The organism is Roseateles sp. DB2 (assembly GCF_051857535.1).
GTDB lineage: Bacteria > Pseudomonadota > Gammaproteobacteria > Burkholderiales > Burkholderiaceae_C > Roseateles_B.
Genome location: NZ_JBPZGY010000018.1, coordinates 50,772 through 63,505 on the forward strand (window position 1 = coordinate 50,772; position 12,734 = coordinate 63,505).

The window sequence follows — 12,734 nt, forward strand, 5'->3', positions numbered from 1 at the left end:
CTTGAACGCTCAGCTCGCAGGGTTTTCGTCGCCGTCCTCGCCCGCGTCCATGCCGGTCACCGGATGGGCGTGGAAGCGGATGGTGAAGCGTGCCCCCGGCCCCATGCCGTCGGGCTCGACGAAGCCGGGGCGCCGTGGGCGTGCGTCGTCCAGCGTCAGCTCGGCCTCGTGCTGCTGGGCAATCTCGCGCACGATGGCCAGCCCCAGGCCGGAGCCGTCCACATTCGTGCCCAGGGCCCGGTAGAAGGGCTGGAAGACCTGCTCGCGCTCTGCCTCGGCAATGCCGGGGCCGGAGTCCTCCACCTGCAGCACGCAGACCTGGCCGAAGGGATCTTCGACGATGCGCACGGTGATGGTGCCGCCGGGCGGCGTGTAGAGCAGGGCGTTGTCGACCAGGTTGCGGATCAGCTCGCGGATCAGGATTGGATGACCGAGGATGCGCAGGCCGCTGTGCTCCTCGTCTGGTCCCTCGTAGCCCAGGTCCAGGCGTTTGTCGAGGGCGCGGGGCACGAAGTCGCGCACCGTCTCCATCGCGATCTCGGGCAGGTTGATCTCCGAGCGCCGGGCCGCATGTTCCTGATCCTCGGCGCGTGCCATGGCCAGCAGCTGATTGACCATGTGCGCCGCTCGCTGGCTGGACAGGGCGATCTGCTGCAGCGAGCGCTTGAGCTCCTGCGGCGAGCTGCGGCCTTCGTCGATCTCGCGCTGGGCGAACTCCGCCTGGGTGCGCAGGCCTGCCAGCGGCGTCTTGAGCTGGTGGGCCGCGTCGGCCAGGAAATGCTTCTGCGTGCTCAGCGATTGGTCCAGGCGCTGCAGCAAGTCGTTGATGGCGTGCACCAGGGGCGCCACTTCATCGGGGATGCGGCGTTCATCGATGGGGCTCAAGTCCGAGCTGTCACGTGAGCGGATGCGCCGCTGCAGCTCGTTGAGTGGCGCGATGCCGCGTGCCAGCGCCAGCCACACCAGCAGCACGGCCAGAGGCAGGATCACGAACTGCGGCAGGATCACGCCCTTGATGATCTCGTTGGTGAGGCGCGAGCGCTTGCCCAGGGTCTCGGCCACCTGCACCAGCATCTGTCCCTTGGCATTGCCCTCCGGCGTCACCCACAGATAGGCGACGCGCACGCTCTCGTTGCTGACCTCGTCGTCGCGGAAGCGCAGCTCCCAGGGCACGACGGCCTCGTCCGGATTCGGTGTGGGCAGTTCCTTGTCGCCGCTGAGGAACTCGCCGCGCGGCCCCTGGACCAGGTAGTAGACGGTGTCGGATTCGTCGGCCCGCAGCAGGGCGGCCGCTTCGGGCGAGAGCGCGTAGCGCGAGCGGGCATTGGCGGCGGCCTGGTTGCGCGGCTCCGCGGCCGCCTGCAGGCCCAGGGTACGGGCCATCTCGCCCAGCTCCCGGTCATAGGGCTTGCTGGCGATGCCCTGGGCGACCAGCCAGGTCAGGGCGACGCTGATGGGCCAGATGACCAGCAGCGGAGCGAGCATCCAGTCCAGGATCTCGCCGAACAGTGAGCGTTGACCGCTGTCAGCTGCCATCAGGCTGGGCTCCGCAGGGGAAAGGCAAGACCTGACCCCGCACGGGGTTCAGGGGCCTGGCGAAGCTGCGGCGCATTCAGCCGGGGATCTTTTCCAGGCAGTAGCCCAGGCCGCGCACGGTGGCGATGCGAATGGGGCCCTGCTCGATCTTCTTGCGCAGGCGGTGGATGTAGACCTCGATGGCGTTGTTGCTGACTTCCTCGCCCCATTCGCACAGGCGTTCCACCAGTTGGTCCTTGCTGACCAGACGGCCGGCGCGCTGCAGCAGCACTTCCAGCAGTGAGAGCTCGCGGGCCGAGAGCTCCACCATCTGCTCGTTGATGTAGGCCACGCGGCCAGTGGCATCAAAGGACAGTGGGCCGTGCTTGATGATGCTGGACGCCGTGCCCAGGCCCCGGCGGGTGAGGGCGCGCACGCGGGCTTCCAGTTCCTGCAGCGAGAAGGGCTTGGCCATGTAGTCGTCCGCACCCAGGTCCAGACCCTTGACGCGCTGCTCCACGCTGTCAGCCGCCGTGAGGATCAATACCGGCATGGTGGCGCCACGGCCGCGCAGCTTGCGCAGCACCTCCAGGCCGTGAAGGCGGGGCAGGCCCAGGTCCAGGATGACCAGGTCGAATTCATGGGAGGCCAGGGCCGCATCGGCTTCGGTGCCGGTCGAGACCTGGTCTACCGCGTAGCCGCTGGAGCGCAGGGCGCGCAACAGGCCATCGGCCAGCACTTGGTCATCTTCCGCGATCAGGATGCGCATCGGTGTCTCCTTGGCCTTTGTCGCCTGGATGGCATGAGCGACAGCTTTCCTCCATTCTAGGGACTGAAATCGGTTGCGCACTCCTGCCAGCGCGTGTCAGCAGTGGATACTGGAACTACTGTACAAACATACAGATTCGGCCATAATGCGTGCACTCAAAGGAGCAATCAATGGACGCCCCCGCCAAGTCTGCAAACCCCGCCGTCAACACCGAAAAAGCCAAGGCCCTGCAGGCCGCCCTCGCCCAGATCGAAAAGCAGTTCGGCAAGGGCTCCATCATGCGCCTCGGCGAGGGCGAGAAGATCGAGGACATCCAGGTCGTCTCCACCGGCTCCCTGGGCCTGGACATTGCCCTGGGTGTCGGCGGCCTGCCGCGCGGCCGGGTGATCGAGATCTACGGCCCGGAATCCTCCGGCAAGACCACCCTGACCCTGCAGGTCATTGCTGAGATGCAGAAGCTCAGCGGCGTCTGTGCCTTCATCGACGCCGAGCACGCCCTGGACGTGCAGTACGCCCAGAAGCTGGGTGTGAATCTGCAGGACCTGCTGATCAGTCAGCCTGACACTGGTGAACAGGCCCTGGAAATCGTGGACGCCCTGGTGCGTTCGGGCTCCGTGGACCTGATCATCGTGGACTCGGTGGCCGCACTCACTCCCAAGGCCGAACTGGAAGGTGAGATGGGCGACGCCCTGCCCGGCCTGCAGGCTCGCCTGATGAGCCAGGCCCTGCGCAAGCTCACCGCCACCATCAAGAAGACCAATTGCACGGTCATCTTCATCAACCAGATCCGCATGAAGATCGGCGTGATGTTCGGCTCGCCCGAGACCACCACCGGCGGCAATGCGCTGAAGTTCTACGCCTCGGTGCGCCTGGACATCCGCCGCATCGGCTCCATCAAGAAGGGCGAGGAAGTCATTGGTTCCGAGACCAAGGTCAAGGTGGTCAAGAACAAGGTCGCCCCGCCCTTCAAGACCGCCGAGTTCGACATCCTCTATGGCGAGGGCATCAGCCGCGAGGGTGAGATCATCGACATGGGCGTGGCCGCCAAGGTGGTGGACAAGTCCGGTGCCTGGTACGCCTACAGTGGCGAGAAGATCGGCCAGGGCAAGGACAACGCCCGCGAGTTCCTGCGCGAGAACGCTGATCTGGCCATCGAGATCGAGAACAAGATCCGCGACTCCCTGGGCATTCCGCTGATCGGCGTCGAGGCTGGCGCCGAGTGAGCCCGGGCGGGCCCTCAGTCCGCCTGACCCGCCTTGCTTCGCTTTGTTCGCATCGCTCGTCTTTTCCGCTGAGCTCATCGAATCCGCCGAACCCGCCGAACCCGCCTTGCTCCAGAGGCGGTATTCCCCCCGGATCGCAGCGTCCGGTACGCTTCCTCCGGGTCGATGGCCCATCGACTTGTCCGATTTGCCCTTGCCCTATCCGGCCATGCATGTTCAGCACGATGCCCCCCAGTCCCTCACGGAGAACCAGGCCCTGGTGCAGCGCTTCTGGGCGCTCTACCAGGCCCGGCGCTGGGCGGAGGCTCAAGCCCTGCTGGCACCTCATGCGGAATGTCTCTGGTGGGCTACGCAGGAGCGCTTCCGTGGCGCGGATGCAGTTGTCCACGTGAATGCCGTGTATCCCGAGGGCTGGGCCATCCATCTGCTGGACGTCCAGCCCCTCAGGGACGGCCGCGTGCTGAGCCTGGTGCGTGTGGACCAGGAGGGCCACAGCTTCTACGCCAACAGCTACTTCCATGTCAGGGACGGGCTGATCCAGCAGATCGATGAATACTGGTCCGATGTCCAGCCTGCCCCCGCCTGGCGGCGTGATCCCCTGGCACCGCTGGTCGGGCGCACCGCCATGCCAGCGGACCGGCGCCATGGCCTTCCCCTGGATGCGCAGCCCTTGCCTGGCCAGGACTGAAGCCGCTTGGCAGAGCCTGGCAGAGGGCTGATGAGCCGGAACGTGCACATGGCCACTCGCAATTCCCCCCTCAGCCTGAAGGCGCGCGCCATTGCGCTGCTGGCGCAGCGCGAGCACAGCGCGGCCGAGTTGCGGCGCAAGTTGCTGCGCCTGGCCGAACTGCGGGATCTGCAGGCCTGGCAGCTCGCACATGAGCCTGCAGCAGACGCCCCATCCGGCCATCGCCCGTTCCTCGATTCCCTGTCGGGAACGCCGGCATCGGCGCCCAGTGACCGCCACGCGGAGCGCCCGGATCCACAGCACGCCGTGCGGCGTGGGGTCGGCAGCTTTGACCTGGACGAAGACTGGGATGACGGTGAGCTGGATGCCTTCCTGGCGGAATGGCGGGCGGACGCCGAGTTGCAGGGGCCGGTCGAGCCCGCGCCGAGGGGCGGTGGCGCCGGCCAGGGGGCCGGCATTCGTGCTGCCGGAATTGATGGCACCGACGATGGTGCCGGCGCTGGTTGGCCTGCCTCCGGCCGCTCCGCTCGTTCGCGGCCGGCCATGCCCAGCGCCGCGGCCATGAGTGCCGTGATGGACGAGCAGGGCCGGCAGGCGCGTGCTGAGGAAGTCGAGTTGCTGCTGCAATGGCTGCAGCAGCGGTCCTACCTCAGCGAGGCCCGGTTGGTGGAGTCCCGCATCAATGCGCGGGCCTCGCGCTACGGCAATCTGCGCATCCAGCAGGAATTGCGGCAACTGGGCGTGGCGCCGGACGAGGAGCAGCAGGCCCGTCTCAAGGACAGCGAGCTGGATCGGGCCCGCGAAGTCTGGCAGCGCAAGTTCGGTGGCAAGGCGCCCGCCGACGCCGCCAGCCGCGCTCGGCAGATGCGCTTTCTGGCAGCGCGCGGCTTCTCATCGGAGGTTGTGCGACGGTTGCTGCGCGGAGAGGACGACTGAGCGCCTGTCCGCGAAGGAAGCGGCAGGCCAGGGTGGCCGTTCGCTCGATGCGGACGTCAGCCATGCCTGGATTTCCCCAGGAGTGACCGCTGCTGTACTGCCCATGACTGGCGCACGGATCGCAAGGAAGTTGCACCAAAAGGAGGCGCGGCGACAGCCTCGTGACAGGCTTGGTGCAGCGCAACATGCTACATTGGCGCCCTGCGCAAGCGCGCCCGCCGGTCTGACGAGGCCTGCGGGCCGTTTTTTGCGCCCTTGCACCGCCGCTGTTCCATGTCCTCCTTGTCCTCCAGTCCAGAGCGTCAGCTGATGCATCGCCGCGCCATTGCCGTGCAGGTGTATTCGCGCGCCGACGGGCTGTTCGAGGTCGAGGCGGAACTGCAAGACAGCAAGACCCGCGACATCCCCCTGGCCGGTGGCATCCGGCGTGCCGGCGAGCCCGTGCACGACATGGTGCTGTGGCTGGTGGTGGACCGCCATCTGAACATCCTGGCAGCCACCTCCAGCACCCGCTGGATGCCCTACCCCGGCCAGTGCGACCAGCACGGCGACGCCTACCGGCAACTGGTGGGCCTGAACCTGATGACGGGCTTCCGGGCCGCGGTCAAGCAGCGTCTGGCCGGCGTCAAGGGCTGCACCCACCTGACCGAGCTCTGCCAGCACCTGCCCACCGCGGTGATCCAGGCCTTCGCGGGCGTGGTGCTGGATGTGCGCGAAGGTGCGGAAGATGGCACGCCGCCCTTCCAGATCGACCGCTGCCACGCACTTCGCAGCGACGGTGCCGTGGTGCAAACTCATTACCCTCGCTGGTATCGCGGCACGGCGGTGACCCCGCCTGCCGCCGGTAACGGCAACCTTTCCTGACTATCCATCAAGCGAGACCTCCCCATGAAGATTCACGAGTACCAGGGCAAGGAAATCCTGCGCCAGTTCGGCGTGCCGGTGCCGCGCGGCATTCCCGCGTTCACCGTGCAAGAAGCCGTCGAAGCGGCCCAGAAGCTGGGCGGTCCGGTCTGGGTGGTCAAGGCCCAGATCCACGCCGGTGGCCGTGGCAAGGGCGGTGGCGTGAAGGTGGCCAAGACCCTGGACGACGTGAAGGCCCTGTCTGAGAAGATCCTGGGCATGCAGCTGGTCACGCACCAGACCGGTCCGGAAGGTCAGAAGGTCCGCCGCCTCTACATCGAGGACGGCGCCGACATCAAGAATGAGCTGTACGTCTCGCTGGTCACCGACCGCGGCACGCAGAAGGTCGCCTTCATCGCCTCCAGCGAAGGCGGCATGGACATCGAAGAGGTCGCCCACTCGACCCCCGAAAAGATCATTACCGAGATGATCGACCCGCTGACCGGCCTGACCGTCGAGCAGAGCAAGAAGATCGCTGCCGCGATCGGCCTGACCGGCCACTCGGTGGACCAGGCCGTGGACCTGTTCGCCAAGCTGTACAAGTGCTACATGGACACTGACGCGTCGCTGGTTGAAATCAACCCGCTGAACTGCGACTCCAAGGGCAACCTGATCGCCCTGGATGCCAAGTTCAACTTCGACGCCAACGCCCTGTTCCGTCATCCCGAGATCGTGGCCTACCGTGATCTGGACGAAGAGGATCCTGCTGAAGTCGAGGCCTCCAAGTTCGACCTGGCCTACATCTCCCTGGACGGCAACATCGGCTGCCTGGTGAACGGCGCCGGCCTGGCCATGGCCACCATGGACACCATCAAGCTGTTCGGCGGCGAGCCGGCCAACTTCCTGGACGTGGGCGGTGGCGCCACGGCCGAGAAGGTGACCGAGGCCTTCAAGATCATGCTGAAGAACAAGTCGGTCAAGGGCATCCTGGTCAACATCTTCGGCGGCATCATGAAGTGCGACACCATCGCCGAAGGCGTGATCACCGCCTGCAAGGCCGTGAACCTGTCCGTGCCGCTGGTCGTCCGCATGAAGGGCACCAACGAAGAACTGGGCAAGAAGATGCTGGCCGAATCCGGCCTGCCCATCATCGCCGCCGACACGATGGCTGAAGCAGCCACCAAGATCGTCGCTGCCGTCCGTTAAGCCCAGCAAGGAATAGAACCATGAGCATCTACATCAACAAGGACACCAAGGTCATCACCCAGGGCATCACGGGCAAGACCGGTCAATTCCACACCCTGGGCTGCCAGGCCTACGCGAACGGCAAGAACGCCTTCGTCGCCGGCGTGAACCCCAAGAAGGCGGGCGAGAAGTTCTCCGAGATCCCCATCTACGCCACCGTCAAGGAAGCGGCCAGCCAGACCGGCGCCACCGTGTCCGTGATCTATGTGCCGCCCGCAGGTGCCGCTGCCGCCATCTGGGAAGCCGTCGAGGCCGACCTGGACCTGGCCATCTGCATCACCGAAGGCATTCCCGTGCGTGACATGCTGGAAGTGCGCAACAAGATGAAGGCCAAGGAAGCCGCCGGCGGCAAGAAGACCCTGCTGCTGGGCCCCAACTGCCCCGGTCTGATCACCCCGGAAGAGATCAAGATCGGCATCATGCCCGGCCACATCCACCGCAAGGGCCGCATCGGCGTGGTCTCGCGCTCCGGCACGCTGACCTATGAAGCCGTGGCTCAGCTGACCGAACTGGGCATCGGCCAGTCCTCTGCTGTGGGCATCGGTGGCGACCCTATCAATGGCCTGAAGCACATCGACGTGATGAAGGCCTTCAACGACGATCCGGACACCGACGCCGTGATCATGATCGGCGAGATCGGCGGCCCCGACGAGGCCGAGGCCGCCCGCTGGTGCAAGGCCAACATGAAGAAGCCCATCGTCGGCTTCATCGCTGGCGTCACCGCCCCTCCCGGAAAGCGCATGGGCCACGCTGGCGCACTGATTTCCGGTGGCGCTGACACGGCTGATGCCAAGCTGGCCATCATGGAAGAGTGCGGTTTCAAGGTGACCCGCAACCCGTCCGAGATGGGCCGCATCCTGAAATCGCTGCTGTAAGCGACATCCGCGCCAGACCGGACTCAGCTGCGTGGTTTCACGCAGCTGCCGTTCCAGGATGGCGTTGGACAATCCCGTCAGGCCGCGCCGGCCTGACGTATCAACGTCAAAGGGGCTTCGGCCCTTTTGGCGCTTTTGATGCCTGCAAGCCCTGGGACCAGGCTGTGAAACCCCGTAGACTGGTCTAGCTTGCGGCCCCACCTCTCAATTCCTCGCGCACATGGACATGCTCACAAGCCCCGAGTTCTGGCTGGCCGTCGGTCAGATCATCATGATCGACATCCTGCTGGGCGGGGACAACGCCGTTGTGATCGCCCTGGCCTGCCGCAAGCTGCCGGATGCGCAGCGGACCAAGGGCATCATCTGGGGCACCATCGGTGCCATCGTGCTGCGCGTGGTGCTGATCTTCTTTGCGCTGACCCTGCTCAAGCTGCCCTACCTGAAGCTGGTGGGGGCGGCCCTGCTGCTGTGGATCGGCATCAAGCTGCTGGTGCCGGAGGATGAAGACGAGCACGGCAACATCCAGGCCAGTGACAAGCTCTGGGCTGCGGTGAAGACCGTGATCCTGGCGGACCTGGTGATGAGCGTGGACAACGTCATCGCCATCGCTGGCGCCGCCGAAGGTGCCGGCAGCGGGCACCAGATGCCCCTGGTCATCTTCGGCCTGCTGGTATCCATTCCCATCATCGTCTGGGGCAGCCAGTTGGTGATCAAGCTGATGGACCGCTTTCCCCTCATCATCACCCTGGGCGGCATGCTGCTGGGCTGGATCGCAGGCACCATGGCGCTGAGCGACCCCGCAGTGCTGGAGCGCCTGGTGCCCGGCCAGTCTGCCGCGCCGTCCCTGTGGCACTACAGCTCCGGCGTGCTCGGTGCCCTGGCGGTGCTGGTGGTCGGCCGGCTGATGGCCATGCGCGCCGCGCCGGCGAGCCACTGAGGCCTTCCCATGGGCACAGGCGGCTTTCTGCGCAAGTGGCTAGGGCGGGGCAAGGCCCCGGCCCAGGATGCTGCGCCACTGGCGCCTGAGCCAGCCGCCCCGCAGGAGATGCCGCAGCCGTCCCTGCACCTCAGCAGGCGCTATGTGCTGGGAGACGAGATCGGTCGAGGCGCCATGGCCGTCGTCTACAAGGCCACGGATCGCGGCACAGGGCAGCAGATCGCGATCAAGCGTTTGGCCCTGCAGCGCGAATTTTCCCAGGAGGACCTGGCCGATGTGCGCGCGCGCTTCATGCGCGAGGCTCGGGCAGCCGCACATCTGCAGCACCCGGACATCCTGCGCGTGCTGGATGCCGGCGAGGCTGACGGCGATACCTGGATCGCCATGGAATACGTGCTGGGCCGCGACCTCAGCCACTTCACCCGACCTGGCGAGCTGCTGCCGGTGGCCGAAGTGCTGCAGCTCGTGGTCCGCCTGGCACGGGCGCTGCATTACGCCCACAGCCACGGCGTCGTGCATCGCGACATCAAGCCGGCCAACATCATGCTGGACCGCGTCAGCCACAGCGTGAAGCTGATGGACTTCGGCATCGCGCGCATCGCCGATGGCAGCCGTACCCGGACCGGCCTGGTCCTGGGTACGCCTTCCTTCATGTCGCCCGAGCAGCTGGCCGGCCTGCACGTGGACGGCCGCAGCGATCTCTACTCCCTGGGTGTCCTGTTGTTCCAGATGCTGACCGGGCAGTTGCCGCACCAGGCAGAATCCATGGCCAAGCTGATGTACCGCATCGCCAACGAGGCGCCGCCCGACGTTCGCAACTTCCGCCCCGACCTGCCAGAGGCCCTGGCCCTGGTGCTGGCCCTGGCGCTGGAGAAGCGTCCGGAGCTGCGTTATGCCAATGGCGAGCAGTTCGCGCAGGACCTCGAGGCGGTGCTCACGCAGCTGCCGGCAGAGCCAGCTCCCCCCTTGCCAGGCCAGGAAGCCCCGGCAGCAGCCGGGGCATTCGCACAAACACTGCGCCTCAGTGGCCAGGATCCGGTGCAGAATTCCGCCTCCCAGCCACCGAAAGATTCCCAAGCATGAGTCTGGAGTTCTTCAGCGCGACCGACGTCGGCCGAGCCCGTGACAACAACGAGGATTCGGTCGCCGTGGACGAAGCGGCCCACCTGGCCGTGCTGGCGGACGGCATGGGCGGCTACAACGCGGGCGAGGTGGCCAGCCAGATGCTCACCAGCTTCATCAAGTCCGAGCTGGGCCGCTGGCTGAGGGAAGGTGGCGCCAGCGCCACGGTCCAGGACGTCAAGCGCGCCATGGACATCTGCGTGGACAACGCCAACCGCGCCATTTTCAATGCCGCCAACACCAACCCCCGCTATGCAGGCATGGGCACCACGCTTGTGCTGTCAGTGTTCCGGGAGGACACCCTGCTGCTGGGCCATGTTGGGGACTCCCGCGCCTACCGCCTGCGTGGTGGCCAACTGACCCAGCTCACCCGCGATCATTCCCTGCTCCAGGAGCAGCTGGATGCGGGCCTGCTGACGCCCGAGGAGGCGGTTTTCTCCAGCAACAAGAACTTGGTGACCCGCGCCGTTGGCGTGGAGGACACGGTGTTGCTGGAGTTGCATGAGCATGAAGTCCAGCCCGGTGACCTCTTCCTCATGTGTTCCGACGGCCTGTCAGACATGCTGGATGAGGCCGCCCTGGCACAGTTGCTGCTTCGCAATGCCTCGTTGTCCGAAACGACCCTGTCCCTCATTGACGCGGCCAATGACATGGGCGGCAAGGATAATATTGCGATCGTCCTGGCAAGGGCTGAGGGGCGCTCCAAGTCCGGTACAAGGCCCTGGTGGCCTTTCGGACGCAAGTGAGTAGCTGCTTACCCGGCAACAGGCACAAGAGACAGTGCAGCAGGCTTCGACAGAGAAGCAACAAGATTTGAGGTCAACAATGGGCAAGCTGGTGGTTTCGCTCGACGGCGTGGTGATCAAGGAAGTGCAGATCACCAAGGACAAGACCACGCTCGGTCGGCGCCCCTACAACGACATCGTGATCGACAACCTGGCGGTCAGCGGCGAGCATGCCGTGCTGCAGATGGTGGGTGCGGATGTCTTCATCGAGGACCTCAACTCCACCAACGGCACCTACATCAACGGTAAGGCCATCAAGAAGCAGCTGCTGGCCAACAACGATGTGGTGGAAGTGGGCAAGTACAAGATCCGCTACTTGGTCGAGGAAAACGCCGACTACGAAAAGACCATGATCCTGAAGCCCGGGGCCACGTCGCCGACCGGCTTCGGACTGCCTTCGGGCTTCGGCAGCATGCCCACGGCGGCCAATACCAACCCGGCCTCGATCAAGGTGCTCAACGGCGCTGCGGCTGGCCGTGAAGTCAGCCTGACCAAGGTTGTCACGACGGTCGGCAAGCCGGGCGTGCAGGTCGCGTCCATCACCAAGCGTCCCAGCGGCTATGTGCTGGCCCATGTGGAAGGTCAGTCTCGCCCCACGATCAATGGCAGCCCCTTGGTGGGCGAATCCATCGCGCTCAAGAGCGGCGATGTGATCGAGCTGGCCGGCACGCAGATGCAGTTCCTGCAGGCCTGATCAGGGGCCTTCCTGGCGCGAAAGGGGCGCCGTGCAGAGTTCACGCCCCGGGCGACTGCAATCGTCACCCGTCCAATTAGCCAGCTGAATCGGGACTTCGGCGCTACCCACGCCGTAGGGGCCGGCGTACATTGCCTGCACCCGATTCCGTGGCGGCCCCGGCTGCTCCCGCAGCGACAGGTGCGCCACGCGCCCCCAGCCTTGAGTTTTTCATGAACATCCGCGTCCTGGGTTGTTCCGGCTCCATTGCCGCCGGCTACAAGACCACCGCCTTCCTGCTCGATGATGACGTCCTGATCGACGCGGGCACGGGTGTGGGCGACCTGGAACTGGCCGCCCTGGCGCGCATCGACCACATCCTGGTCACGCATGCGCACCTGGACCATGTGCTGGGCATTCCCCTGCTGGCGGATTCCGTGATGCGACTGCGCATGCAGGCTGGCCGGCCGCCCATCCAGGTCCATGCCCTGCCCGAGACTCTGGCGGCATTGCGCCAGCATCTCTTCAACGGTGTGATCTGGCCCGACTTCACCCGGCTTCCCCAGCCGGACCGCCCGGCCCTGCAGTTCCGGCCGCTGGCTGTGGGCGAGCGCCTCGCTTTTGGCAGCCGCCAGATTGAAGTGCTCAGCGCTTCTCACACGGTTCCTGCCTGCGGTTTTGCCGTGGAGGCCGGCGAGGCGGGGCACTGGGTCTTCACCGGCGATACCGGCCCCAATCCCGCGCTCTGGGCCCGCCTGGCCGAGATCAAGGTGGCGCAATTGGTGATCGAGACGGCGTTCGGTGACGATGAGTGCGAATTGGCGCGCATTTCACAGCATTTGTGCCCACGTTCGCTGGCTCAGGAATTGCGCCAGCTGGCACAGCCGGCCGAGGTCTACATCACCCATATCAAGCCAGGTGAAATCGACGCCGTGATGCTGGCCATCCATGCCCTGGACAAGCGCCACAGCGTCTCGGCGCTGCATGCCGGACAGCTGATGCAGCTGTGAAGACAGCACCGCGGGCCACCCAGCCCAAGCCTCCCGGTGACGGCTGCTTACCTTCTGCAACGTTCTGAGGCTGACCATTTTTGTCAGCCCTTGGATGGGGCGACCAATCGCGC

Annotated in this window: 13 protein-coding genes and 1 pseudogene; 12 read left to right on the forward strand and 2 right to left on the reverse strand. The window is 65.7% G+C overall.

Annotated features, from left to right (window positions below; translation table 11 throughout):
- Positions 1-9: 9 nt before the first annotated feature.
- Both ACS5PK_RS20235 and ACS5PK_RS20240 read right to left on the reverse strand, forming a co-directional pair.
- A complete protein-coding gene (locus tag ACS5PK_RS20235; RefSeq protein WP_439442074.1) occupies positions 10-1,536 on the reverse strand; it encodes a sensor histidine kinase in 1,527 nt (508 codons plus the stop codon).
- Between the two features lie 76 nt (positions 1,537-1,612).
- Positions 1,613-2,284 (reverse strand): response regulator, encoded by a 672-nt coding sequence (locus ACS5PK_RS20240; protein ID WP_439442075.1) that lies wholly within the window; start codon positions 2,282-2,284, stop codon positions 1,613-1,615.
- Positions 2,285-2,454: 170 nt separating this feature from the next.
- Between ACS5PK_RS20240 and recA the strand changes: the two genes are divergently transcribed.
- The 12 genes and pseudogenes from recA to ACS5PK_RS20300 all read left to right on the forward strand — a co-directional run bounded on the left by recA (position 2,455) and on the right by ACS5PK_RS20300 (position 12,621).
- Entirely contained in the window at positions 2,455-3,507 is a 1,053-nt protein-coding gene (gene recA / locus ACS5PK_RS20245; RefSeq protein ID WP_439442076.1) for a recombinase RecA, read from the forward strand.
- Between the two features lie 178 nt (positions 3,508-3,685).
- Positions 3,686-4,195, forward strand: a complete 510-nt coding sequence (locus ACS5PK_RS20250) for a nuclear transport factor 2 family protein (RefSeq protein WP_439442077.1) — start codon at positions 3,686-3,688, stop codon at positions 4,193-4,195.
- Positions 4,196-4,243: 48 nt separating this feature from the next.
- Positions 4,244-4,354, forward strand: a pseudogene (locus ACS5PK_RS20255) (recombination regulator RecX); the annotation flags it as partial.
- 414 nt (positions 4,355-4,768) lie between these two features.
- Entirely contained in the window at positions 4,769-5,131 is a 363-nt protein-coding gene (locus ACS5PK_RS20260) for a RecX family transcriptional regulator (protein WP_439442110.1), read from the forward strand.
- A 273-nt stretch (positions 5,132-5,404) separates the two neighbouring features.
- On the forward strand, positions 5,405-5,995 hold the full coding sequence (locus ACS5PK_RS20265) for a DUF2889 domain-containing protein (RefSeq protein WP_439442078.1): 591 nt from the start codon (positions 5,405-5,407) through the stop codon (positions 5,993-5,995).
- Positions 5,996-6,019: 24 nt separating this feature from the next.
- Positions 6,020-7,180: an ADP-forming succinate--CoA ligase subunit beta gene (sucC, locus tag ACS5PK_RS20270; RefSeq protein ID WP_439442079.1), complete on the forward strand. Its 1,161-nt coding sequence runs from the start codon at positions 6,020-6,022 to the stop codon at positions 7,178-7,180.
- A 20-nt stretch (positions 7,181-7,200) separates the two neighbouring features.
- Entirely contained in the window at positions 7,201-8,094 is an 894-nt protein-coding gene (gene sucD, locus ACS5PK_RS20275; RefSeq protein ID WP_439442080.1) for a succinate--CoA ligase subunit alpha, read from the forward strand.
- A gap of 220 nt (positions 8,095-8,314) precedes the next feature.
- The gene (locus ACS5PK_RS20280; RefSeq protein WP_439442081.1) at positions 8,315-9,031 is read left to right on the forward strand and encodes a TerC family protein; all 717 of its coding nucleotides are present in this window, start codon (positions 8,315-8,317) and stop codon (positions 9,029-9,031) included.
- Between the two features lie 9 nt (positions 9,032-9,040).
- Positions 9,041-10,114, forward strand: a complete 1,074-nt coding sequence (locus tag ACS5PK_RS20285) for a serine/threonine-protein kinase (protein ID WP_439442082.1) — start codon at positions 9,041-9,043, stop codon at positions 10,112-10,114.
- Complete coding sequence (locus ACS5PK_RS20290; RefSeq protein ID WP_439442083.1) at positions 10,111-10,899, forward strand: Stp1/IreP family PP2C-type Ser/Thr phosphatase; 789 nt, start codon at positions 10,111-10,113, stop codon at positions 10,897-10,899. Before ACS5PK_RS20285 ends, ACS5PK_RS20290 begins: the two co-directional genes overlap by 4 nt.
- Before the next feature lie 79 nt (positions 10,900-10,978).
- Positions 10,979-11,632, forward strand: coding sequence for an FHA domain-containing protein (locus tag ACS5PK_RS20295; protein WP_269630813.1), 654 nt, complete (start codon positions 10,979-10,981; stop codon positions 11,630-11,632).
- Between the two features lie 212 nt (positions 11,633-11,844).
- Positions 11,845-12,621: an MBL fold metallo-hydrolase gene (locus ACS5PK_RS20300; protein ID WP_439442084.1), complete on the forward strand. Its 777-nt coding sequence runs from the start codon at positions 11,845-11,847 to the stop codon at positions 12,619-12,621.
- The last annotated feature ends 113 nt before the right edge of the window (positions 12,622-12,734 follow it).

Coding starts and splice junctions, on each gene's coding strand:
- ACS5PK_RS20235 (WP_439442074.1), bottom strand. CDS start 1,536: ATGGCAGCTGACAGCGGTCAACGCTCACTGTTCGGCGAGATCCTGGAC.
- ACS5PK_RS20240 (WP_439442075.1), bottom strand. CDS start 2,284: ATGCGCATCCTGATCGCGGAAGATGACCAAGTGCTGGCCGATGGCCTG.
- recA (WP_439442076.1), top strand. CDS start 2,455: ATGGACGCCCCCGCCAAGTCTGCAAACCCCGCCGTCAACACCGAAAAA.
- ACS5PK_RS20260 (WP_439442110.1), top strand. CDS start 4,769: ATGGACGAGCAGGGCCGGCAGGCGCGTGCTGAGGAAGTCGAGTTGCTG.
- ACS5PK_RS20265 (WP_439442078.1), top strand. CDS start 5,405: ATGTCCTCCTTGTCCTCCAGTCCAGAGCGTCAGCTGATGCATCGCCGC.
- sucC (WP_439442079.1), top strand. CDS start 6,020: ATGAAGATTCACGAGTACCAGGGCAAGGAAATCCTGCGCCAGTTCGGC.
- sucD (WP_439442080.1), top strand. CDS start 7,201: ATGAGCATCTACATCAACAAGGACACCAAGGTCATCACCCAGGGCATC.
- ACS5PK_RS20280 (WP_439442081.1), top strand. CDS start 8,315: ATGGACATGCTCACAAGCCCCGAGTTCTGGCTGGCCGTCGGTCAGATC.
- ACS5PK_RS20285 (WP_439442082.1), top strand. CDS start 9,041: ATGGGCACAGGCGGCTTTCTGCGCAAGTGGCTAGGGCGGGGCAAGGCC.
- ACS5PK_RS20290 (WP_439442083.1), top strand. CDS start 10,111: ATGAGTCTGGAGTTCTTCAGCGCGACCGACGTCGGCCGAGCCCGTGAC.
- ACS5PK_RS20295 (WP_269630813.1), top strand. CDS start 10,979: ATGGGCAAGCTGGTGGTTTCGCTCGACGGCGTGGTGATCAAGGAAGTG.
- ACS5PK_RS20300 (WP_439442084.1), top strand. CDS start 11,845: ATGAACATCCGCGTCCTGGGTTGTTCCGGCTCCATTGCCGCCGGCTAC.